This window comes from Propionivibrio dicarboxylicus (genome assembly GCF_900099695.1).
Classification (GTDB): domain Bacteria; phylum Pseudomonadota; class Gammaproteobacteria; order Burkholderiales; family Rhodocyclaceae; genus Propionivibrio; species Propionivibrio dicarboxylicus.
Map to the genome: position 1 here is coordinate 204982 of NZ_FNCY01000004.1, position 24278 is coordinate 229259.

Sequence of the window (24278 nt, forward strand, 5' to 3'; positions counted from 1 at the left end):
AGTCATGTACCTCTATATCGGCGGCGGGGTCCTGACTACCGACCACGAAACGGCTTCATTTACTCATCCCGTATTTGTCTTTGAGTTCAACGCATACGGACCGGATGAGTTTCTCGAAGAAATTGCGATTGATGAGCGCCCCGTACGTGCTGCAGAATTTGTCGCCAGGACTTTTATCGCCGAGCAAGGAAAAGGCAGAAGATACTCGCACAATGAGTACAACCTGATCGCGCGATTCGCCGCCCTACCCCTCAGCGAATATGGTTACGAGGAATAAGGTTTTCCTTGGGCAAGGATCGGCATCATCGATCGCTGATTAGGGGGGAACCTATCCAGCAGAGCCCCACTCGTTGTGAAGTGGTTGTCGGCGGATCGACCGATTTTGACTTTGACAAGAGCGTCAAAACGCAACCCTCGACAAATTGTATTCAGAAAAAACCCATCAAAAGACTAGCGTTGTACCACAGTCATGTTATAGGTCGAATACGCAAAACCATATAGCATACTGTGTAGACAACCAGTCTCAAACTAGTAATTTCTGCTAACCAATACAACCAGTCAGCAACTGGAGATAACAATGTTTGAAAGCAATCGATTGTCTCATCGCCTATTACTGCTTGTGATCATTGCCATTATCGGCTTGGTGACCTTAGGCGGAACATCTCTGTGGCTCTTGCGTAGTAGTCTTGAGGCCGCCGAACAGCGTCGAATCAACGATATCGTTGATTCAACGACCGCGACACTCGATTATTTCTACGCACTAGAACAATCTGGCAAGTTGTCGCGTACAGATGCACAAAAGGAGGCACTAGCCGTTTTGCGCAAGACGCGCTTTGAACAAGGAAAGAACTACATTTTCATCAACGGTCCAGACGGTAGCGTTGTGCTTTCGCCCCTAAAACCAGAAAGCGAAGGCACCAACATGCTCGGCAAGAAAACAGCAGATGGTGTCTTACTCTGGGACGAAATGACCGCAGCCATCAAAAAGGGAGAAGCACGAATGATCCCTTACAAATGGCCGAGAGTGGCTAATGGGGATCCGGAGCAGAAATATTCCTGGATTCGTCCTTATGCACCTTGGGGTTGGGCCGTCGGAACAGGAATCTACCTCACTGCTGTAGATGAAGCATATCGTTCTGGGCTTGCATGGACTGCTGTTATTGGCATTATCCTGCTGAGCTTGATCGCTGGGGTATCTTGGATGGTTGTACGTAGCGTTATCCAGCAATTGGGGGGTGAACCGGGCTACGCTGTCCGAGCTATGCGGGCTTTGGCGCAAGGCGACCTAACCACGAATGTCAGAAATCTTGGCCGAGCGGATAGTCTGCTCGGTACCCTAGGACAAACCATTATACAACTGCGCTCGATGCTCTCCGAGATAGCGACCAATGCCGAAAGCGTGGCGAAACACTCGCAATCCGTGTCCAGTGCAACGCGTGATATAGCGTCGGCTTCCACAAAACAATCTGAATCAACTTCTTCGATTGCTGCTGCAATCGAAGAAATGACCGTCAGTGTCAATCACATTTCGGACAGCGCACAAAACTCTTCGGACAATGCCTTGAAGGGCGTAGCAGCCACTCACGAAGGCGAGGCTCTCGCATCTGATGCTGCGCTGGAAATGCGAAAGACCGCGACATCTGTGGGCGAGGCCGCCACCAAAATCAGGGACCTCGTCGATCGTGCTAACGAAATCGGCACCATCGCGAATGTCATTAAAGACATCGCCGCTCAGACAAATCTGCTTGCTCTAAACGCGGCCATTGAAGCAGCACGCGCAGGTGAATCTGGGCGAGGATTTGCTGTTGTCGCTGACGAGGTTCGCAAGCTTGCCGAACGTACATCAAACGCAACGGTACAAATTGAACAGATGTTGAAAGGTATTCAGGATGACACTCACCTCGCCGTAGAAGTCATGAACGATGTAGCAATTCAAGTCAAGAACGGTGTCGGGCAAGTTCAGGCTGTCGCCGATACGCTCCACGTGGTGCAAACAGAAGCCACTAACGCTCTCGGTGCATCTCGTGCCATCGCAGAGGGAACACGCGAACAGGTAACTGCCAGCACTTTAGTCGCTCAACAGGTCGAACAGATTTCTTTATCGGTAGAAACCACGACTGAATCAATGCGTTCTGCAGCAACTGCTGTTGAGTCCTTAGAGAAACTTGCCGAGAACTTGCATCGAATGACAGCTCGATTTAAGTATTGATTTCTGGCGTGAACCAGGGAAATTTGGTAACGGACAGTTTTTCCTGGTTCCGTTCAACCGGTTTTGATTAAGCTTGCCAATCAACTCGCGACGACTTCAATCGTAAACAATCTCCTCATTTCCCGGCTCAGAGGCATGAAGCAGTAATACTCATTCACGTGCAATGCTAAGGATGCAAATCGAAAGGAACTGTAGACGACTCTTGCCGCCGTTTCACAGCTTTTCGGCCATTACATAAAATCGCTCGCTTCTAGAATGCTTTTAGCACTTGACCGGTGTTCTCAACAGTAGCAAAGCCAATTCTCGCCTGGTATTGTTGTCGCCACCAATTGGAGTCATTCCGTCTCGGAGTTTGCTATGTTCGGCAGACTGTCCTTCCAGAAAAAACTGTTGCTTATGATTATGCCGATCTTGATGGCAGGATTGTTGCTGCTTGATTGCGCATCGTATTGGTACATCAATCGTGTCATCGAAGGAAATCTGACAACAAGCATGCTCGAAACGACAGGGAAGACAGCTGAAACGATCAATATTTGGCTCAAGACCTTACTTCTCGAACCGGAGACCATCGCATCGACTGCAATGGCAAAGAGCATTAACAACGATTTTCGATTGATTGATGCATTGAATGTCGATCGGCATAAAGTACTGCATGAAAAATATCCGGATCTATTTCAGGATATTTATGCGGCGAACGGAACAGGTGAATATCACACAGTTCGCCAGAATGAAAATGGCGACTTCACTCTTTTTGTTGGAGACATCAGCAACCGTGACTACTTTCGGTCGGTTATGTCCGGAGGCCTTGCGCAGATTACTCCACCCCTAGTATCAAGAACCACGGGGATTCCAACAGTCTTTCTGATTGCGCCAATTCATGACAGCAAGAATGTTCCACAAGGTTTGGTCGGAGCCGGAGTTTCACTAGAGTACGTAAAAAAGATGGCTGAAAGCCTCAAAACAGGGAAGACGGGTTATGGCATTGTTATAGGCAAGGATGGCCTAATCATTATTCATCCGGATGAATCGCTAGCCATGCGAAAAAACATTGTCGAGCTCGAAGATCCTTCAGTTGTCGAGCTCGGTAGAAGAATGATCGCTGGTGGCTCAGGAATGTTTAGCTACGTCTACCAGGGCGTACCGAAGGTTGCGTTCTATAAACCGGTTCCCATCGCCGGTTGGTCAGTTGCAACGATCATCACTGACGATGAGCTGTTTGCGCCAGTCACCCAAATGATCCAGTCGTTGGCAATAAGTACAGTGGCCGTTCTTGCTGTCATCGCAATCATGCTGATCCTCGCGGCTCATCGCATTACTCAACCTATTCTCGAGGTCTGTAAGGCAGTGAGTCGCTTTGCTTCTAAGGATTTTACAAGTCGGTTGCCCATGTCCTCGCGCGATGAATTGGGGAGCCTGGCCCATAATTTCAATAGCATGGCAGAGACGATTCAACGCCATAGTGAAACGCTTGAACGGAAGGAACGCGAGTTTCGATCGCTGACGGAAAACTCTCCAGACAACATTGCTCGCTACACGCCCGATGCAAGACTGATATATATAAATCCGGCGCTCGAACAAGTGCTTGGCGCAAAACTTGCCGACGTTGTAGGAAAGCGCCCAACAGAAAGACAGTCTTCCCCTGTCTTTCTGGAATATGAAGAAAAAATCCTCTCCGTTGCGCGTACGGGCATTCCCGATGAAGTCGAATTCTCCCACCTTAACGCGAACGGAGAGCGATACGACACTCATATCCGCCTTGTTCCGGAATTTGACGAGAAGCAAAATGTTGTAAGCGTACTAATCATCGGGCGCGACATTACCCAACGCAAGCTATCGGAAATGGAGTTGCAATACTCCATGGCGCTAATCAATGCGGCCCTTGAGTCGACGGTTGACGGAATCCTTATCGTAAGGGATGGAAAGATCGTTCGGTGGAACCAGAGATTCGCCGACCTCTGGCAAGTGCCGAAGCATCTCTTGGAGCCGAATGACGACAAGCCGCTACTCGCATACGTGACAGCGCAGATGGCCAATCCGGAAGTTTTCTTGGCGAAGGTTGAGGAACTTTATGACCACCCGGAAATGACGAGTTTTGACAGCCTGCATCTTGCTGACGGACGTGTCTTTGAGCGCTACTCTCAGCCGATGATTATCGCCAAAGAAATTGTAGGACGATATTGGTCGTTTCGTGACGTAAGCGCACACAAACGGGCAGAAGACAAGATTTATCATTTGGCATTTTTTGATCAACTAACGAGCCTCCCCAATCGGATACTGCTGCAGGATCGCCTGAGGCAAGCGATGGCGGCCAGTACACGCAATGAAAATTACGGTGCGCTACTGCTCATTGATCTCGATAACTTCAAGATCCTTAACGATACGCTCGGCCATGACATGGGAGACGTCTTGTTGCAACAGGTGGGTCAGCGTCTAGGCAAATCTGTGCGCGAAGAAGATACCGTTGCGCGGTTTGGTGGTGATGAATTCGTCGTAATGCTGGTTGGCTTGGGTAGAGACCAAGCTAACGCCGCGACTCGGTCCGAGATCGTTGGAAAAAAAATCCTCACCAACCTGAACCAGGCCTTTCAACTCAAGAAGACCTCGTATCACATTAGTGCAAGCATTGGGGTCGCTCTGTTCTATGGCCAACAGAAAGAGGCCGAGCTTCTCTTGAAACAGGCTGATCTCGCTTTGTATCGAGCAAAAGACGGAGGGCGTAACACCCTGCGATTCTTCGATCAAGACATGGAAAATGCGGTGGTTAAACGAGCCACTATGGAAAGTGAATTGCGCGAGGCTCTTCAAAAGCGGCAGTTTGTTCTCCACTATCAAATTCAGATCGCTGAGAATAAGACAATTGGTTCGGAAGTTCTTGTGCGTTGGATACATCCACAGCGCGGTCTGATTTCTCCCGCTGAATTTATTCCTCTTGCTGAAGAAAACGGGCTAATTCTGCCGCTCGGCTATTGGGTTCTCGAAAACGCTTGCACACAGCTTGCCGTCTGGGCCACACAACCCAAGTTTTCCGACCTTACGATTGCCGTCAATGTGAGCGCACACCAATTCCGGCAGTCGGACTTCGTAAATCATGTACTGACTGTGCTGGAGAAAACTGGAGCGAACCCGAAACGACTGAAGTTAGAGTTAACAGAAAGTACTCTGGTATCCAATTTCGAAGATGTTATTCAAAAGATGGTTGCATTAAAAGATCGAGGAATCAGCTTCTCGCTGGATGACTTCGGCACAGGTTATTCTTCATTGTCATATTTGAAGCGGTTGCCGTTGGACCAATTAAAAATAGACCAGTCATTCGTACGCAATGTATTGGGAAATTCGAATGACGCGGCTATTGTCAGAACCATTATTGCTTTGGCGGATTCGCTAGGTTTGGGCGTTATAGCAGAGGGGGTGGAAACCCCGATGCAGAGGGATTTTCTTTCTGGCTCTAGTTGCCATGCTTATCAGGGTTATCTCTTTGGACGTCCAGTGCCCATTAGTGAATTTGAAGAGATAGTGCAACATAGGTTCGGAGACGGAGGCAAACAGTGAACCAGATCCCAACATGACGGGCTCTTCCCGATGACTATCCTTTCGCATGAGCGTTCCAATGTCTGGATTATCGTTCTCCTGCTAGGAGTTAACGTTGCTGCGGGCTTGGCTATAGTTTTCGCGTTGAACTATCTTCATGACCAACAACTCGACCACGCGAAGAGAGAAACTCAGAATCTGAGCCTAGCAGTCGACCAAAGCATCCGCCATGAAATCGGAAAACTGGATCTTTCTCTCCGAACTGTGATCGGTCAGATGCAAGATCACACGCTAAAATCCGGACAAATTGATCGTCGTGCAATTCAGAATGTCATCGACCATCAAAAAGCGATCATCCCCGAGGCCAATATCTGGACAGTTAGTGACGCCGACGGCAACGTGATCCTCCATGCGGCCGGCAATCAACCGCGACCCGTGCTATCTGATCGCGAATACTTTATTGACCTTAAATCTGGTAACAAAACCGGTCTGGTGATTACCAAACCTTTGATTGGGAGAGTGACGGGAAAGTGGGAAATAATTCTTGCGCGAGCCTACCAAGACAACGCCGGCCATTTCGCGGGAGTTATCCTGACATCCTTGTCCGTCTCTTTTCTCGAGAGATTGATCTCTGAATTTAAGGTTGAGCCGAGAAGCATTCTTGTATTGCGCGACAAAGAGCTTGGATTGATTGCGCGTTGGTCCCCGAACGAAAGCCAGAGGACCTACGTGGTCGGAGACACAAATACATCCGAGGAGTTGAAAGCCCTAATCGACAAAGGACTCGGTCAAGCTACTTATAAGGCTGTCAGCGTTTATGACCCCGTCGAACGCATCTTTACCTATCGTCTTATTGGCGAAGTTCCGATGTACGCTGTCGTTGGTGTTTCGACGGACGACTATCTGGCTGAATGGTATCAACTGCGCAATATCAGCGCCGGCTTCTTGGCGTTCTTTCTGGCTCTGACAAACATCTCGACAAGTCTCTTGTATCGCAAATGGCGACGGCAACTTCAGGCAGAACAGGCGCTGCGTAAAAGTGAACGTCAATTTCGTTCTTTGGCTGAGAACACGCCAGATTGTATTGCCCGCTATTCTATTGATGGTCGTTTGGCTTACATGAATCCATCTTGCATAAAAATTACCGGAAGAACACTGGCTGATATTGAAAACGCAATGGTTTTCGATTGTGGCCCACCTGGATATGCGCAAAAGGTACTAAACGTCGCCCGCACAGGTGTTTCCGATCACCTGGATGAAAGCATAACCCTAGAAGACGGCCGCATTCTTACGCATCACATCCGATTCATTGCTGAGTGCGACGAAATTGGCAAGCCACGGGGCGTACTAGCTATTGGACGCGACATCACTGAACGCAAAGAAATGGAAAAAGCACTGAGGCAACACGAAGAACAGCTTCAGCATATCGCCTATCACGATGCATTGACAGGACTGCCCAACCGGATTTTGTTAACTGACCGTTTGAACCAAGGCATTGCCAACGCCCTTCGCTCTGGAGAGAAGCTTGCGGTTGCTTATCTGGACTTGGACAAATTCAAACCGATTAATGACACTTTTGGGCATGAGGTGGGCGATCAAGTGCTCAAGACCGTAGCCGAGCGTATGAGAGGCATCCTACGTGCCGTCGACACCGTTGCCCGCATTGGGGGGGATGAGTTTGTGCTGTTACTTGTCGGACAAACGAGTAACAAGAGTATTGGAGAAACCTTGAATCGTGTGTTGGAAGCAATCGCTACGCCCGTGGTTTTTGCGGACTATCATTTCCAACTCTCGGCTTCTATTGGTGTAAGCCTGTATCCTGAGCACGACGTCGATCCGGATATCCTTCTACGCAATGCCGATCAATCCATGTATGCAGCCAAGCAATTAGGACGTAATCAGTGTGTTTTTCATGGTCAGAGGAACTGAAGCAAGAGTAGTCAGACGTGTGATTTAATGACGCGGGGAGAGGTACACCATCGGGACATCGTGATACGTGAACGGTTGCTTTGGCCGAGAACTACGAAGTCCCTTCATGAGTGCTGATCATTTCCCACGAATGACTACTATTTTCCTGCTGATGCCACAAAAACAAAATGGGTTACAACTTTACAAGTTGTAACCCATTGAATTTGTTGGCGGAGTGGACGGGACTCGAACCCGCGACCCCCGGCGTGACAGGCCGGTATGCGGAAGTCAATAAATCAACAACTTAGATTTGTATTTTCCTAATACGTCGCGCCTTGAAACCCTTGGAAATACTAGGCACGAATTCCGCATCTTAGGAAATTTCGAGCTAGATCAAAGCTGATTCCGCATCTCGACGAATCACCAGTCCGCGCAATATTTTGCCGCCGCCTTTCACCCACTTTTTCAACTCCGCCGGAACATCGTCCCACTGTCCGGCGTTGATTTTTTTCCGCAGCGTTGATGCCTTGAGAGTTCCGGCGCCGAGGTTGAATGCGAAGTCAATGATCGCGGCCAGGCGCTTCGGATCGTCGATGCCAGGACATAGCCGCAGCACGGCCGGCAGATAAACTGTGCGGACCATCCAAAGAAGAAGCCCGTCGGCGCGATCGCGCGTGATTGGAGAATCGGCCAGGGAGACGCGCGCGCCGTCCTCATAGAAGGTACAACCGACGCCGATTGTCGGCACCCCAGCCGGGCATAGATAGGGGCTCAGATAGCACCCCTCGAACCGCCGCGCCAGGGCGGCCGCTACTTCGACCGCGTCGATCATTTTCCACGCTTGCTCAAGTGGCGATCGGCGACATAGATGCCGAGGATTGCGCCGACGAGCTCACGAGTCCATTCGTCAAGCGTGAAGCCTGAGTTGAAGAACTGGAACACAACGATCGCCATTGCCATAGAAGCGAGAGCAGGACGAATTGAGCCATTCCATACGTCGAGGAACCTGATGCCGGTCTGCTTTCCGACATCGGCAACGGCCTGCGCCCAGGCACTAGTTTCGGCCTCCACCAGTGCGGCGTCCATTCTCGCCTCGATGACCTTGACGCCGAGATCGGCCTGCACCTTGATCGCTTCGAGGTTCCGAGCGTGCTGCGCTGCGTCGAGTTCGCCCTGTAGCTTGAGCCGCTCGATTTCAAGCGCGGCCTCCTGCTTTTTCGAGAAGAAGGCCGCAACCTCGCCGAAGATCAGTCGAAAGGCATTCCCGCCGAGAAAAGAAAGAAGTGCGGTAAACATCTCAAACCCCCGATCTCAGCGCTGTTTTAATGGCGTGGATAAAATCCTGCCAGACAGCCGAAGCTACGAACGCGAAGAAAGCCAGAAGCGCCCAAGTAATCGAAGATTGTGAAACCTTTGTCATCATCAACGTGCGCGCATTTCTGCGCTCTATCTGCGAATCGACATACATCGCGCGCTTTGTGATTGCCTCGACCCCGCCGATACGATCAACTTCTTCCATCATTTTGTCTTCACGCCCTTGATGCTCTTTCAGGGTTGATAAAGTCGAATCGTGAGCGTCCGCCAGACGATTAAGGGAAAACAAAATGTGTTTGTCGATCGCTTTCCGATCGCCAGAGATGATGATCTCGATTTCTTCGTCGCTGAGAATTCGTGGCTTAAAGGCAGACTCTTGCGAATAGACGGACATCGCGCCTCCTATTTGTCGCTCAACGGCTGCGTTGTGATCGCGCGCAAAATCGTGACAACAACAGCGATCACAATACCGGCGATTGCCTGCCCTTTCTGGTCAAGAGGAAGCAACCCTATATACCCTTGAAGAACGGAAAGGATTGCCAGGGCGATTGAGAAAACAATCGTTTTCGATTTGAGAACTTTCAGCATCACAGCGCCCCCAAGATGAACGAGTGCAATTCTTCGTACCGAAGCCCGTATGAATTTCCAGCTTTGCGGACCAGTTCTTTGCCGACGATATTTCCTTCTTCGTCGAAAACATCGTGGTACAGGTCATCCCACTCGTCGTAGCAAAGGATCGCATAGTCTTCGGCGTTCAATCCTTCGGCCTCGAACGCGGCTTTTACTTGCTGCGCGATTGCGCCGACGTGCCATCGGGCCTTGTCGCCCTTGGATTCGACGGCGTCGTTGAACTTAAAAGCCCTGATCAATGCTTTAAGTCGCAACGCAACAGATTTCTCCGCGTCGGACAGGCATCTAATTTGCTGTTTTTGCCTCTCGTCAGAGGTATTAATTGTTGCGGTTGCTGCATACAGTTGCGTCCAGCGGACTCCGCTCGAGCCTAGAGACAGGGTATTGTCAGGAGTTGGGTATAGTCCGAATCCGTCTTGCAAATAGACTTTCCATGCTCCTCCGTTAATACCGAAATACATCAGCGTCGAATTGAAGTCGTAGGCGATCCGGCCGTCATAGACGCTGACGCCATTTGTGACCGTCGTGGTCTTCGCGAAATCATAGACACCGAGATTTGTTACGCCTCCGCGCACGCGGACATAACCAGATCCATCAGTCGCACCGCCTGCGTCCATGCCGCCGCCATTTCCGTGGCGTACGGTCGCTTTTGCCCCACCAATGTTTGTCGGGTTTGCTCCTACTGTAAGCGTATCAACAGAAGGAATGTTCGGCGCGATGTACATTTTAGACGCGCCGCCAGAGCATCTATTCCCAATATCTAGGCCTTCAAGCCCATTTGTCGGATTTCCGCTCAGTCCGCTGTGATAGTAGTTATATGTGTCAGGAGCGGTCGAGTTATAAACATAGTTTCCCGAACTCGACATTCCGTCGCCAAGGATGAATATGTCGAAGATCTGGAACGACCAGAACGATTTGTGAGCCGTATTTTCTCTGGCAAGGTTCCCCGTAACCGTCGAGTGTGCGCCCTTAACGCTGATGCCGTGCGAGCCGTTCCCGGTACAAAGATTGCCAGATACAACAGCAAACTTGCCGTTGTTGGTTACCCCGGTAGCCCGGTTGTTGGTGCATCTGTTTCCGGAAACGATCGTTCCGCTGATCTGAGAATCGACCGCCGGAGAACCATAAACGACCTGAGCGTCAATCCCGTCGTAATAGTTGTTGAAGACGTGATTCTTCTTGATGATGCCGTTTGTGCAAATGACGCCTGTAGAATTCGAGCCGTCGTACTGATAGGTCTTGATGCCGCTTTCGCCGTTATATGACGTGCTGTTCCCGACGGCAGAATACTCGTCGTTACCGATAAACTGGATCGCGCACTGAGCCGCGTATTTAACCTTGTTGTGGACGGCTGAATTATTGACGCCCCTCGGAAGCGTGAACTCCCCGTTGGTCGCTGCAACGCCGTTGATGAAATTGATCGCCTCACGCCTTCCGCCGTGCGTGCACGACTTTACGGTTGAGTCCCTATACCCCTCAAGCGTCACGCAGGCCTGGTATCCAGATATGCCAGAAACGAACACATCGCTGCCGCCAGAAGGTGACGAAACGTTAAAGTAGATGCCGCCAGGTTGGAAATTATTCCATTGATCCTTGATCGCCTGGCTCAAGCTGCTCCAAATGTCCGTGTCTTGGCTGTTCGGAAGATAACCCTCAAGCGATTGCACCACATCGCTTGCCGAGTTCGTCCATGTGGTTGTGTTCCGAAGCAGCGTGTACGGAATGGTAACGGGCAAAAACTTCAACCTTCCAATTATGCGGCTGCCAGATCCATCCGTGATTAGGAACGGAAGAACGTCGGACTTGATGGTCGCCCCGGAAGCTTTTATAAACACGGCGCCCGTATATGTTACGGTGCTCGTGATCTTGTAGGAGTATCCAGACCCTAGGAAATCAATCGGCTTTCCGCTATTAATCGCAGCCTGAATGGCGGCGGTATCGTCCGTCGTCCCATCTCCGACTGCGCCAAAATCCAACACGCTGACATGCTCGCGCAACTTGTCTTGGACCCACCGCTTTACGGCACCGGTTCCGTTCTGGATAAACCCGATCAACGACGCCCCGGTCGATGCAGCCAGATCAATCAGCGAGGATCCTGCCTGCGCGACGTACAGAACCAATTTGCCGAGCGAGTCGAATCCGACTACCTTAAACGCTCGATCCGAAGCGTTGTTGTCGCTGCTCACGGGCAGCGCGATAGCTCGATCGACGTTCTCTTTTATCTGCTTGATAAGCGACGTGCACCGGTCGAGCGCAGTCTCGACAATCTCCGCGAAGAACTTGCCACCATTCGGTAGCTTTGTCGGTTGCTCGTACTTGAAATTGCCGACGATCGTAAGCTTTTTCGTGCTCGGCAGCGCCGCGGTCGCGCCCCCCACCTTGTAGACAATTTCGCCGCCGGGGTCGTTGTCTTGGTCGTTGTTGAGCGTTACAGTGTAGTTGGTGTTGAGCGCTAGGTCGGTCTCGGCGCCTGTAGCAATAACGGTCTCAACGACCCGGATGTCGGTCTCGGCGAAGACCTTGAACTCGAAGGTATAGGACGATGCAGAATCGTTCCCGGTGTACGGCCCTGCCTTGGCATCTGCGGTGGCTACAGTCATCTTAGACCCCTTTTCTAACAAGCAGAATTTTCGGTCGGGGCCCGTATTTCAAGGGTACGGGCTACTGCTTCGGCGGGCCGACCACAAGCGCCATCGGGTTCTCGGTCTTGCCTTCGGCCATTGCTGCAATACCGTCCGCTGTCCGGTTGATCTGGCCGCTTGGGTAGTGGAAGATGATGCCGCCGACATTGTTCGCCGCCTTGAACAGCGCCATGTCGGCATCGCCTTGGCTGATCTGCGTCCCGAGCTTGTCAATTTCTTGGAAAAGTCGCAGGCCGGCCGCCCCGCCGTAGGACGTTTTGAACTGCTCGACGCCGGCGATCTTCTGCACCGCCGCAGTGACCTCGCGCGTGCCGACCATCAGGCCGAGCAGGTAACTGATCTGTTCGGCGATGAGCTTCTTGACGAGCTTGTCCTCGTCATCCCCACCGCCGCCACTGAGCGCTTCCTTGAGTAGCGTACCGAGCACCGCCGGCACCGAGTAGAGCAGCAGGTAGTCGAGCGCGAGACTCGGGTAGAGCTTCGGCTGCGTGATCTTCTCCTTGGTCTTTTCGACGCCCAGGTTGTAAGCGACGTTGAAGAACGAGTAGAAATTCGTGAAGAGCTTGAGCGCCGGCCCGCCCCGCTGGATCTGCGCAAGGTCTTTGACCTGCCCCCCGCCTTGCGCGTCGATAACAGCCTGATCAGCCAGCGCGACGGCACGGTCTTCGTCTTCGCCCGCGGCGATGGCCTTCTCGTAGGCGCCGAGCCAGGTGGGCACGTCCGCAACCATCTGCATCTTCTGGATAAGGACAAAGAAAGTCGAGCGCACCGGGTCGAGTTTCGATCCTTGCACCTGATTCTTGATCTCGTTGATCTCGCGCTGCATCGTCGCGGCGCGCGAGGCCATCATGGCGCTCTTGCCGTTGATCTCTTCGATCGTGTCGAGCGGTGCCTTGATCCATTCGCCGAGGCCCTTGGCAACCCATCCCGGCCCGATGCGGACCATCGACTGTGTTAGACCAAGGGGCTGCAGCAGCGAGGTCGTCAGGTTCCAGCCGAGGCCGGCAATGGTGGCGCCGGTGCGGACATGGTTGAGGCCTCGCTCGAACACGTTCTGCGCGGGCACGTCACCGGCCGCGATGTCCTCGATGGCCTTCTTGAAGATGCCTACCGTCTCAGGCCCGTAGTAAGTGCGGATTGGCGCGTCGAGGCTGCGCAGCAGGCGATTGGCGTCGATCAGCCACTCGTGCCATGAGAGGTCATGGATGACCTCATTGGTGCCTTGGTACAGGCCGGCGAATGAGTACAGCAGCGGGCGGCCGGTGACTTCCGCGGCCCGGCTCTTGGTGAAGCTGCGGCGAGTCGTCGCGCTCGTGTATGCGCCCCGCATCTGCTGCTTCGCCGCCTCGGCCTCGGCGTGCTGCTCGGCACGGCCCGAGCGGTTGGCGTCGTACTTGATCGGATAGTAACCGCCCTTGAGCGTCTTGCCGCCGAGCGTGATCGGCACCGGCTCGACCCAATCCGGTTCTTTGCCGTAGATCCTACGCTCTTTGGCAGCGATGTCCGGCCGGTAAGACTCGAAGAAGTCCCACACCGCCTGCACGAAGTCGGCCTCTTCTGGCGTGATCGTGTCGAGCAAGGGCTTCAAGCGCGTTAGCGTCCAGCCCTCGCCGTCGAGCAGGCGCTGCATGTTGCCCTCGTTGCCGAGGTTGAGCGCGATGGCGATGCGTTCCTCGCGGTTGTAGCTGCCGCCGAGCGTCTCGAAGTACTGACCTTTACCGCCCATTTTGCCCGACTCGACGATCGGCTTGATGAGCTCATAGAGCCGCGCCGTGGCATCCGCGCGCATGGTTGTCTCGCGGTCACCGGCGGCGTTCATCGAGCGGATGAAGTACTCCCACACCGGCCCACCGTCGTTGAAGCCGTCCATCTCGCGCGCTGCGCTCGCCATCTTGCGGTGCATAGCAAGGAAGCGATTGCCGGCGTCGGCCAGAACCGCGCCGGTAGTGTTGCGGGTGCGCAACTCGCGCACGCGACTGGCGTGCTGCTCGATGCCGGCGGCGATCTCGTCGCGAATGGCCTGGAATTCGCGCTCGTCCTTAGCCGTCAGCAGTTTTTTCTTGAGTCGGCCGAGGTGCTCGATCTGCTTGATGGTATCAACAAGGCCGCGCATCTCTTCGAGCGTGAGTTCCCGGTAGGGCTTGCGCAGCGCCTCGGTGAGGATCTCGGGCGGGATGTCCGGCTCGAATCCATGGTCGCGCTGCGACTCGACCCAGGCGAGCAGGTTGGCTCGCTTGTCGGCGGCCTTGTTCGTCACCGACGCGCGCAGGTCGAAGCGTTCGAGCAGTTGGTCGATCTGATCGACATACTCGGTGTCCAGCCCCTTGCGCGTGCCTTCGCTGTCGAACTTGCGCAGGTAGTTGATGCTGCGCTCGATCTCGGTCAGTGCGTCATAGGACAGGCGCGTCGCGTAGTTCTGCACGAGTTGATTGCGCTTCTCGACGGCGGCGGTCGTGGTGTCGCCTTCCTTGAGGGCTTTCTCGGCGGCCTTGGCTGCGCGGGTCTCAGCGGTGGCGTGCTGGCTCGGTCTGATGTCGCGGATCTTCTTGCGCGCGATCGTGGTGGCGGCGAAGTCTTTGGCGGCCTTCGAGATGGCGCGCACCGGACCGACTGCCTTCGACAGCGCCGTTAGCTCGGTGGCGACGAAGCGGGCCCGCGCCTCGTTGTGGATCGCCTCATCGACGGCGCGGGCGAGCGTGTCGGGGCTCGAGAGATCGCCGTAGCGTTCGAGCACACGCTGGTCGGTCATGCCCTCGATGAGTTGCGCTTCCGGCTCGGCGGCAATGAGTTCGCGCACGAGTTGATCGCCGGAAGTGAAGCCGAACATCTCGGCAACGAGGTCAGGATGCAGACCGTCCTTGCGCGTCATGCCCTGCAACTTTTCAAGCGCCGGGCGGGCAAGCATTGCCTCGGGGTACATCTCGGCCAGCGCAGCAGTGTCGAGCCGGTGGCCTTTCTCGACCTTGATCTGTTCGCCTTCCGGTGTCGTCATCTCACCACGCTTGAGGAAGTGCATGGTGGCATAGACCGGCATGGCGCGCACTTCGGCCTTGACCTCGGCCTCGACGGCCTTGCGCTTCTCCGCGGCGTCCTTCTGCATCTGCTTGAGCAGCCGGCCGCGGGCATTGTCGAGCCAGCGCATGTCGCGCATAGACTTGCGTTGCAGGTCATCCACGGCGGTCTGCGTCGCTTCCTCGCCGCTCTTCTGGTACTCGGCCCACATCTGTGCGTCGCTCATCTGCTCGGGCGCGGTGAAGAGGGGCGCCATCGAGCGCGCGGCTTCGCCCTGCTTGATGGCTTCGTCGGTGGCGACGAGCCGGTCGAACACTCGGCGGATGTCGTCATTGATCTCAACGTTGAGCGCCTTGACCGACTTGTAGACATTGATGAGCCAGGCACGGAAGCGGGCGAAAATGCCATTAAGTTCTTCGCTCGGGGCCTGCCCATCGAACAGATAGGCCTCAAAGCCTCGCGCGAATTTCTCGTGATAGGGGCGCTTCTCTTCAAGTCCCAGGCCGCGCCATGCGTCGATGCTCTCAACCCCGAGCCACTTGAGCGCGGCGGTCAGATCATCGACGATCTCGGCCGGGGCGTTCGGCTGGCTGGCGATGCTGGTGAGCACCTCAAGCTGGAAGTGCCCCATCTCGTGCAGGAAGGTCGAGAGGTCGGCATTCTTGAAGAGGGTGATGACGCTCGGCGTCTGCGTGATGTCGTTGCCGAATGCGATCTCGCCACGGTTGCCGGTCTGGGTGGGTTGCGTGAAGAACTGCCCTACGTCCAGAGCCGGCCCCGCGGTCAGCACTTCTTGCCGCCGCCCTTCTTGCCCTTGGCCATTTAGATCACCCCCTTCTGGTTGATTAGGTTGCGAAATCCCGAGCGCGGTGCTGACGGCATCGACGACGCGCTGCATGAAGTTCGGCTCGGGGGCTGCGTCTTGCGCGAGCGATTGCTGCGGCACGCGCACCATCGAGTGCATACTGCTAAAATCGCGCGCTTTCCCGACGTTGTACTTGAAGCCGAGCGACTTGTAGAAGGAAGCCAGTTGCGACTTGCTTGGGCCGCCTTTGCCAATGGGTTCCGCCGTGAGAAATACAGGCAAGCCAAGGGCGTCTGCTTTGCTCAAGAAGGCGCGCATCGCCGTGCGCGCAGCCCCTCGGCCTCTCTTGTCTTCGGGCGTCTTGACTGTGTCGATCTCTATCCGGCTTGCGTCGGCGGGGATGGAATAGGCGATTGTGGTGTCGCCAACTTGCACCGACTTGAAGCCTGGCGTGGCCTCAAGGGTTGCGTCCTGCCCCATCACTTGCCCACCTGCCGCGCGCTCGGCTGCCACTTGGATCGGGTAGCGCGCGAACATCTCCTGCGGCGTAATGCCGAGCCGCGAGGCCGTGGCGACGTAGAAGTCGCGCATCAGCGTGGCGTAGGCGGTATTGACGTCGTCGGTGAAGCGCCCGGTGCTCTTCAACTGGTCGAACAGTGTCGTCTCAACGGCCTTGGCCGACTGCTGCCAGGCGTCGTCATCCGCCTTCGTCTGCATGACCTGCGCGGCGGCTTTCTTGAATTCCTCGGCTTGTCCTTGATAGAACCGCTGCGCCTCGTCGAGGCTCAGGGCATCCTCGCTGGTGCGTAGGTGCGGAGTGAGCGCCGAGTCGAGATTCGTGCCGGCGATGCGCGCGGCGTACTCCGGCAGCGGGATGACCACATCGCCGCCGGTCGCAACGGCTTCCTCAAGCTGCGAGGCTACTGCCGGCGAGGCCTGCGCGAGCGCGGCGAGATCCACACCCGACTGTGCCAACGTGCGCACGTCGAGATAGACGTCCTGCACACTGCCGTCCTCATTGACTGCGGCAACGACGTCTTGGAAGGTCTGCGGATCGCGGGCGCGCAACTTCGACGCGGCCGAGAGTTGTGCCAGTTGCGCGAGGGCCTCAGCGTCGCGCGCTGCGCCTTGTGCTTTGGCATCGTCGCCGGCGAGTCGGGACATCGCCGTGTGGCCAGCGGTCAGCACGCCGCCCTGCACGAGTGTCGCGAGGAACGTCTGATAGGCCGCGTCGGGCCGTTCCTTGAGGTAGTCGCCCCAAGTCTTGTCGGGGTTGGCAATCGCAGTGTCGATCGCGTCCTGCAGAATCGTCGCGGCCTGCTCACCGAACTGCTCCTGCACCTGGCTCTTAAGGAACTCCTTGGCCGCCGTCTTGCCGGGCTGCCCGAAGGCGCCGAGCAAGGCGCCCATCGGGATCATCTCGGTCGCGACCTCGACTGCGCCTTCGCCGGTGGCGCCGATGAGCGCTTCGCCCGGAGTGGCGCCGCGGCTGCGGTATTTGCCGTACGCGTCGAGTTCGGTCTGCCCACCGGCGGCGACAAGGCCCGGCACCGGGCTGCGCGTCAGAATCGAGGCCAAGAGGCCCGGCGCATTCGACAACGTGCTCGCGACGCCGCCGTAGATACCCTGCGCTGTGCTCGTCTCGAAGTCAGGTGTGGTCAGACTTTGACGCGACTGCGCCTGGTCGCGCTTCCTGAGCGCGTCCTGCGACATATCGCTGAGGCCGAGCGCGTCCGCGAACTGCATCCGCGCCCCTTCGCGCCAGCGCGCGCTGCCCTGCACGAAGGAATTGTAGAGGCCATAGGCGACCGAGCTAAATGACGGCTCCAAGCCGCGGCTTGCTGTCAGCGTGTCAGAGCTACGGACGAACGCCGGCCCACCGATCTGGCCTTCGCTGCGGCGGTTCATCGTGCGCTCAAGTTCGCTCAGGTTGTCCGTGTCGTCATGGGCGAGATCGAAGAGCTTGGTGTTGGCCGCGAGTTCGCGCACGGTGACCGGCGCCGTCACCTGCAGCCCGTCCCAATCCGGTTCGGCCGCGAGCTTCGCCGCCTCCGACTGGTTGCGCACGACGACCGGCTTGGGGATGCCGGTGCGCGCACTGATGTCGATCACCTTGGCGGCGTCGTCGGGCGTGATTGAGGTAGCGCGATACTGCTCGCGCAGCGCTTTCGCGTTGTCATCAGGCAGGCCAACGAGATCCAGGCCAGTCGATAGCGTGTCGTCGGGGAGTCCGTTGAGGTTCATTTAGTTTTTGAACTGCTTGATGACGTAGTCGAGGTTGCCGGCGGTGATCGGCTTCTTGTTCTGCTTGAGCAGCGCATAGGCGGCGGTGAATTCGGGCGTGCTCTGCACACCGTGCGCGGCGGCCCACCGGTCGGCGTCGAGGACGTTCTTGGTGTAGAACTCGTCGCGGGCAAGCGCCTTGTCCTTGGGCATCGGTACGCCGTTCTTCGACAGGATCGAGAGGGCTTGATCGACATTCGACTGCGCCGCCTCGGGCGTGCTGATGACGAAGTCTTTGCGGCCCTTGGTCATGGCTTCGCCGAACGTGTTGGGGTCGTTGATGAAGATCGAGTCGTCCTTGCCGTAGCCCTTGAGGAACCACTTGTCGGCCCACACGTTAAGGTCTTCGGGCCGGCGCGTCTCCTTGACGTTCTGCAGGATGTAGTCTTGAAACGCCATCCACTCGGCGCGGTCCTTGTCGCCCATTTTCGCGACATTCACCTTGGCGCCCTTGCGTTCCTCGAACTCACGCCGGATGTCGGCCGGCGGCACGACGGCGCGCTTGTCGATCTTGGTGGCCAGCGTCTTGAGCGTGCTCTTGGTGAAGAAGGCGTCGTAGCGGGCAAGTTGCGCGCGGTCGGTGATGTCGCCCTGCTCGATCATGCGCTCGACCTTGTCGAGGTTCGCGATGTCGTCCATCTCTTCCTTGCCGTCGCGCCTGGCATCGGCCTCCGCGCGGCGGGTGCGGGCGTCGAGATAGTCCTGCACCTGGCGCTGCTCTTCGCCGCCCATCGCCGCCCAGGTAGCCGCCGGGATGCTGCCGAGGCTGCCCCCGCCTGTGATGACCTTCCACGCTGCGTCACCGGCGTCACGCTGCCCCCGTTGCCGGAAGGTCTCGGCCTCGGCCGCTCGGGTCTTGATCTCTTGGATCGCGGCCTCGCGCTTTTCCGGTGCGTCCTTGAAGTAGTCGCGCGCCGCGGCAATGCGGTCCTGATCGCTGGCAAGCGACATGATGTCGGGCCGGTTCGCGAACTCGAATCCGGCCTGCTTGGTCTCGCCGAATTTAAGCACCTTGCCGATCGAGTCGAGGTCGCCGCCATTGATCTCGGCCTTGTTCGCCTCGAAGTATTCGCGCGCCTTCGTCGCATCCTTGTCGGCGAGGGCCTGCACTACCTGCTTGTGCAGGTTCGTGAGGTGCTTGGCTTCCTCGAACTGCTTGCGCTCGGGCGACCAGCCATTGAGGTCGGACAGCACTTGCACGCGCTTGATGATGTCGGACTTTATACTCGGCAGCGGGTTGCTGCTGACCGTTACGTCGGGCGCGGTGACGATTGGGTTGCCGTCTTCATCGGTCGTGGTAGCCGGGGCGCCCTTGTTCGGTCCCGCACCGACAACAAGCCCATCGGCGGCAGCGGTCGCGGCCATGTTGATCGAGCCGACAATCGAAGCGTCGGCCGATTCCTCGATTGAGCGGCGGCGCTCGTTGGCCTCGTACTGCGAGATCGTACCGATTGCCGACTGGCGCAGCTTCGTGAGGGATTGCCCGAACAGCTTGCGCTGCACGTCATTCTGCAGGGCCTCGCCGTGCTTCTTCTCCTGCTCGGCGAACCATTGCTCGGTGTCCTTCGTTGCGCCCCAGGCGTTCTGCCCTTTGCGCTCGCGCACCGAGGCCTCGAAGTTGAGATAGTCGTCCTTGAGCGTAGTCTCGGCGCGGAAAATAAGGTCCGCGTTCTCGCGGTCCTGCATGATGCCGGCGGCGGCCATGATGGTGTTGCCCGCCCCGAGTGCGCTCTTGCCGGCCTGCACTTGCTGCTCGGCGGAAGCGCCGAATAGGGCGGGCGATGCGACGGAACTCTCACGCACGCCAGGCAGTGCGCGGGCTTCAACTTGCGGGGTGTCGTATGTGGGAATTTTCACGCAACCAACTCCTCAATAAACTTCGCGCCTTTGCTTAAGTTGTCTTTCGCAAAGATCACGCGCAGATTCCAAGGTACGTGCAACCCGCTAACACCCTTGCCCTGCGAGGGGACAATATGATCGACGTGGCATGCTTCTCCGGTCAGTTCGGAGGCGACTCGTGCGGCATCGTAGATGGGCTTAAACGCTTCAACAGGCACCCACTGCGGTGTGGCACGCACCCGAGCAATGCGGCGTGTGGCGGTCTTTGCGTTGACATACCCGATGTTGTTCGCAGCCCATCGTGCTTTGATACTGCGAGACGTATCGCGGTTGCGCGCCGCCCAATCTCGCATCTGACCTAGCTCCACCTCTCGGTTACGCTGATACCGAATTTTTCTATTCTGTAGCTGGCGCTCTTTGTCGGCTGCGTATTGCGCTCTGCTTCGCTCCCGAATCTTCTCAGGCGCGGCTTGATAGCGTGCTTTATCCTGCGCAGAACAGCACGCTTTGCACTGAGACTGCACGCCATCGGGCTTTGTCTTATTCTTCGAGAACTGGTCTAGCGACTTTTCTTCATCGCATTTCGTGCATCGTTTCATAGGTCAGCCCACCTTCGTGCGGGTCTTGTACGCGTACCACGACGAGGCGACGCTGCCGGCGCTCCCGAGCAAGCTGCTCGTGGTTGCGGCAGTCGGGTCTTCCGCGGCGGCGCGGGCAGCGAGCATCGACGAGTCACTCGACAGGCCAGCAGCCTGTGCACGGTAGCCCCAGGCTTCGAGCGCGGCATTGTCGTGGATAGTGTTGGCATCCACGTCGCCCATGTAATCCGTGTCGTTGAGGATGTTGAGGGCCGAGCCTTCGTCGAGCGCGATGCCCTTCTCGGCAAGCGCCGCGCGTTGTGTGCCCTTCAACTGCGCCGTCTTGAGCCGGGACGTCTGCTCGGCCTTTTGCCCGCGTTCGAGTGCGTTCTCCGCTTGCCACTCGGCGATTTTCGCGTTATTGGCTGCAACCTTCGACTGATAGTCATACGCGGCCTGCGTCGCCTTCGACTGCGCCCGAGCGCCCATCGCGCTAGACGCCATGCCTGCTGCTTGCAGGCCGATAGCAGCGGTCGCCAAAGTGCTCGCGCTAATCCCACCGGACATAATCGCTTCCCCCACAAAGTACGGTGAAGGTAGCGCCGAAGCGCGAACACAAGGGTACGGGCTAGGCGCCGACAGTTACCTCAAAAGCCATTGACAGGATCGTGACCGGTAGCGGCGCGGATTGACGAACGCATACTTGGGCGTCTTGCCCCCACTCCGGCATGATCGTGATCTGCTCGACACCGGTGACGAACTCGGGCGGGGCCCCGTAGTCTTCCCCGCTGCGTTGCGTTGTCGGCTGCAACTCGTCGAAGTTCGGCCCGACTTCGTAGCCGAGGCTATCCTTGACGCGCAGATAGACCTCGCTGACGTTTTTCGTCAGGCCTTGGCCTGCGGCTTCGGCTTCAAAGGACAACGGTAGCGTCTTGAGGTCGGCGGTGATCGGCAGCCCGACATGCACCGTGCTTGCCTTCGCATCAAGCTCGATGGCGCCATCCGTTACAGTGACGCGATTGTGTTCGCCAGCATCGGCCAGAACCGCGACCTCTTCGCCTTCGAGGTGCCACAAACCCGTGATTGTGGACGTCGCCGTGCCCGAGTAGGTCAGGCCAGCATCAACGAAGAAAGCATCAGCGGGATCAGAGAAGCGGCGGGAGTGCAAGCGCTCGATGTAGCGCACGTCGCGGCTATTGATGTGGCGCTTGGCGACGGTATAGAGTGCGTGCTCGCTGCCCTCCTTAACGCAGGCGACGGACTCGAAGCTGCCGTCCGTGGTATGCGTGTGCCAGCCGAGCACGTCGTGCTCGGGCAGATAGGTGAGACCGAGCAATGTGCCATCAGAACGGACGCACCACACCATCTTGTTCGGTGTCTTTGCATAGGCGAGATCGCCGACGCTGTAATCGTCGAACAGGTGCGGGGCCAGTATCGAAATGTCGCGAACGTCCAGCGAACTTGTGTCGTAGATATTCGCCTTCATCTCGCGCAGGCGGCTGCCGGATTCCTGCACATAGATGACCGAACTCGCGGCGATTACCGGCTGCACGTTGCTCGCGCCCTCGGCGCCGAACTGCTTGGGATCAGCCGAGGTCGGGGTGAGCACGTCCGAGTTCTGCGGTGCAACCTTCCACTCGCCGCCGGAAGTGAGAAACAGCAGTTGATCGAGACTGACGATATGCCGGATGCGATTGACCTCGCGCGCCGTTACACGGAAGGCAATGGCGTCGTCATCGCGTGTCGGGATCGAGTAGCTCAGGTTGTTCTCAGTAGCCGAGCGTGTCGCCCAGAAGTTCTGAGGCTTGTTGTTCGTGCCGCCGAAGCACCGCCGCTGCCCGTGGTAGCCTACCGCGCCGGGGAAGTTGCCGGCGCCACTCAGAGGGTCGTTCGGCTCGGGCGGGGTCTGGCTGACGTCGGCGGTGATGTTGTCGTCCTTGAAGGCCGATCCGTCCGTCTGGCCGATGTAGCCCCACAATCCACTCGCGAGCTTGTAGATGTTGTAGCGCACCGCGCCCGTCACTGTGGCCGGTGTGATCGTGTTGTACGAGCCAGATGTTGTCAGCGCCACGCCCGTCACCGCTGTCGAAGGCGACGCATAGGACTCTTCAAGCGTGTCGGAAGCGAGCGCGGTGGTCTTGTATGTGTATGTCGTCGAGCCGGCGCCTGAAGACGTCACGGTGGGAGCAGTAGGCGTTCCGATTGTCGGGATAAAGCTGATCGTCGAGAGTTGCCAGTTGGTCGCGCCCAGGCGGCGCAATTCACGCGGCGCGTAGGTCGGATGCACGATCGTGAGTACATCAGCCGACTGGACGAAATGCAGGTCGAAGAGATCCGCTTCGAGATACGGGGTCGCGATCTCATAGACGCGCGCCGCGGTTCCGCCGCTGGTGTAGGCGGTGAAGCCTGACGTGTCGATATTGGCACCACCGTGGGTGTCCGACAGCTCAAACGTGTTGGCGACGGCATTGACGTTCTTGACCTTGGCGTAGCGTCCATTGAGTTCCGCCATGCCGACGATGCTCGACAAGTACATCCAGTCGCCATTCGCCGGATCGGTGCCGGTGTAGGTGAGCACGCCAGGATTCGCCTTGCTGATGCCGGTAATCGTCAGTCCGGTCTCAAGCAGCGTGCCGCCGTTGGTGTGCCAGCGGATGTACTGATCGCCGAACTCAAGCACGAAGGTCTGCTCGGTGTTGAACGAGAAGGGCACGACTCGCACCTTCTTGGTCGAGTCCTTGACCTCGTTGACGTACTGAAACCCCGGTCGGTTCTGCACCGGTCCGTGGGGCAACACCCAGAAGTTATTTGCCTCGGCGAGGCCTGTCTGCAACTTGGCAAGATCGACTCGGCCATAGAGTTCCGGCCCGATGATGCCTCCGGAGAAGGAGCGGGCAAGGGTCTTGAGGTTCATCGTGCGGCCAGGTGCGAAGGAATGAAGGTGCCATAAGTCGAGTCGTGCGTCGCGTTGGCGTCCGCAGCTTCGGCTTGGCTCGTGTAGAAGGCGGCGAGTTGCTGCATTTCCTGCCGCTTCTTCGGGTCTTTCGGGATCGGCCCGACCAGCATGGCGGCAAGGTCAAAAGATAATGCCGTCACGAACAAGTGCGAAAACTTGTTCGTATCTTCAACGAGCGCGGTGTATTTGAGCACCGCGTCCTCGACGTTCGTGTAAAGGATCGCGCTACCGTCCGCCGCGCTCTCGATCGTGAAGGGCTGCTCTTTGGTGTCGTCTGTTGATTGTGGCGGCAATACGGCGCGGGGTGCGATGCACTGATTGGGCAGTGCATAGGCGAACATCCAGTGATTAACAGGATTAGTCACCAATCCGAGAGCCTTGCGCCGCGTCGCAAAGCCCCAGGCGAAACGCTCAAGTGTCACGCCGAGCGCAATCGGATAAAAACGGCGGCAGTGATTCGCCTCGACGCTCGTCTCGTCGGGATCGGCGATATTCGCCTTGTGCCCGATGTTCGCCAAGGCGAGATTCCAAATATCAACTTTCGAGGCCATGACGTCCCTCTTGGTGTGAAAAC

The 24278-nt window shown here is 56.7% G+C and carries 15 protein-coding genes; 4 read left to right on the forward strand and 11 right to left on the reverse strand.

Going from position 1 to position 24278, the window contains the following annotated elements:
- Nucleotides 1–4 precede the first annotated feature (4 nt).
- The 4 genes from BLR25_RS07215 to BLR25_RS07230 all read left to right on the forward strand — a co-directional run bounded on the left by BLR25_RS07215 (nt 5) and on the right by BLR25_RS07230 (nt 7666).
- On the forward strand, nt 5–277 hold the full coding sequence (locus BLR25_RS07215) for a hypothetical protein (protein ID WP_091935983.1): 273 nt from the start codon (nt 5–7) through the stop codon (nt 275–277).
- 300 nt (nt 278–577) lie between these two features.
- Complete coding sequence (locus BLR25_RS07220) at nt 578–2209, forward strand: methyl-accepting chemotaxis protein (protein WP_091935985.1); 1632 nt, start codon at nt 578–580, stop codon at nt 2207–2209.
- A gap of 357 nt (nt 2210–2566) precedes the next feature.
- Nucleotides 2567–5758: an EAL domain-containing protein gene (locus tag BLR25_RS07225; protein ID WP_091935987.1), complete on the forward strand. Its 3192-nt coding sequence runs from the start codon at nt 2567–2569 to the stop codon at nt 5756–5758.
- A 30-nt stretch (nt 5759–5788) separates the two neighbouring features.
- A complete protein-coding gene (locus BLR25_RS07230; RefSeq protein ID WP_091935989.1) occupies nt 5789–7666 on the forward strand; it encodes a bifunctional diguanylate cyclase/phosphodiesterase in 1878 nt (625 codons plus the stop codon).
- Between the two features lie 367 nt (nt 7667–8033).
- Here the strand turns inward: BLR25_RS07230 and BLR25_RS07235 are convergent, their stop codons facing one another.
- The 11 genes from BLR25_RS07235 to BLR25_RS07285 all read right to left on the reverse strand — a co-directional run bounded on the left by BLR25_RS07235 (nt 8034) and on the right by BLR25_RS07285 (nt 24255).
- Nucleotides 8034–8477: a lysozyme gene (locus tag BLR25_RS07235; RefSeq protein WP_091935992.1), complete on the reverse strand. Its 444-nt coding sequence runs from the start codon at nt 8475–8477 to the stop codon at nt 8034–8036.
- Complete coding sequence (locus tag BLR25_RS07240; protein WP_091935994.1) at nt 8474–8941, reverse strand: hypothetical protein; 468 nt, start codon at nt 8939–8941, stop codon at nt 8474–8476. Before BLR25_RS07240 ends, BLR25_RS07235 begins: the two co-directional genes overlap by 4 nt.
- A 1-nt stretch (nt 8942) precedes the next feature.
- Nucleotides 8943–9353, reverse strand: a complete 411-nt coding sequence (locus tag BLR25_RS07245; RefSeq protein ID WP_091935997.1) for a hypothetical protein — start codon at nt 9351–9353, stop codon at nt 8943–8945.
- An 8-nt stretch (nt 9354–9361) separates the two neighbouring features.
- Nucleotides 9362–9547: a hypothetical protein gene (locus BLR25_RS07250; protein ID WP_091935999.1), complete on the reverse strand. Its 186-nt coding sequence runs from the start codon at nt 9545–9547 to the stop codon at nt 9362–9364.
- Nucleotides 9547–12189 (reverse strand): tail fiber domain-containing protein, encoded by a 2643-nt coding sequence (locus tag BLR25_RS07255; RefSeq protein ID WP_091936001.1) that lies wholly within the window; start codon nt 12187–12189, stop codon nt 9547–9549. Before BLR25_RS07255 ends, BLR25_RS07250 begins: the two co-directional genes overlap by 1 nt.
- Nucleotides 12190–12250: 61 nt before the next feature.
- A complete protein-coding gene (locus tag BLR25_RS07260; protein ID WP_091936004.1) occupies nt 12251–18292 on the reverse strand; it encodes a hypothetical protein in 6042 nt (2013 codons plus the stop codon).
- Nucleotides 18293–20188: a hypothetical protein gene (locus BLR25_RS07265; RefSeq protein WP_091936006.1), complete on the reverse strand. Its 1896-nt coding sequence runs from the start codon at nt 20186–20188 to the stop codon at nt 18293–18295. It abuts the gene before it with no gap.
- Nucleotides 20185–20769 (reverse strand): hypothetical protein, encoded by a 585-nt coding sequence (locus BLR25_RS20930; protein WP_143009792.1) that lies wholly within the window; start codon nt 20767–20769, stop codon nt 20185–20187. The genes BLR25_RS07265 and BLR25_RS20930 overlap by 4 nt, the downstream gene beginning before the upstream one ends.
- 3 nt (nt 20770–20772) lie before the next feature.
- Nucleotides 20773–21315, reverse strand: a complete 543-nt coding sequence (locus tag BLR25_RS07275; RefSeq protein ID WP_425438683.1) for a virion core protein, T7 gp14 family — start codon at nt 21313–21315, stop codon at nt 20773–20775.
- 61 nt (nt 21316–21376) lie between these two features.
- Nucleotides 21377–23662, reverse strand: coding sequence for a hypothetical protein (locus BLR25_RS07280; RefSeq protein ID WP_091936012.1), 2286 nt, complete (start codon nt 23660–23662; stop codon nt 21377–21379).
- Entirely contained in the window at nt 23659–24255 is a 597-nt protein-coding gene (locus tag BLR25_RS07285) for a phage connector family protein (protein WP_091936015.1), read from the reverse strand. Before BLR25_RS07285 ends, BLR25_RS07280 begins: the two co-directional genes overlap by 4 nt.
- Between the last annotated feature and the right edge of the window lie 23 nt (nt 24256–24278).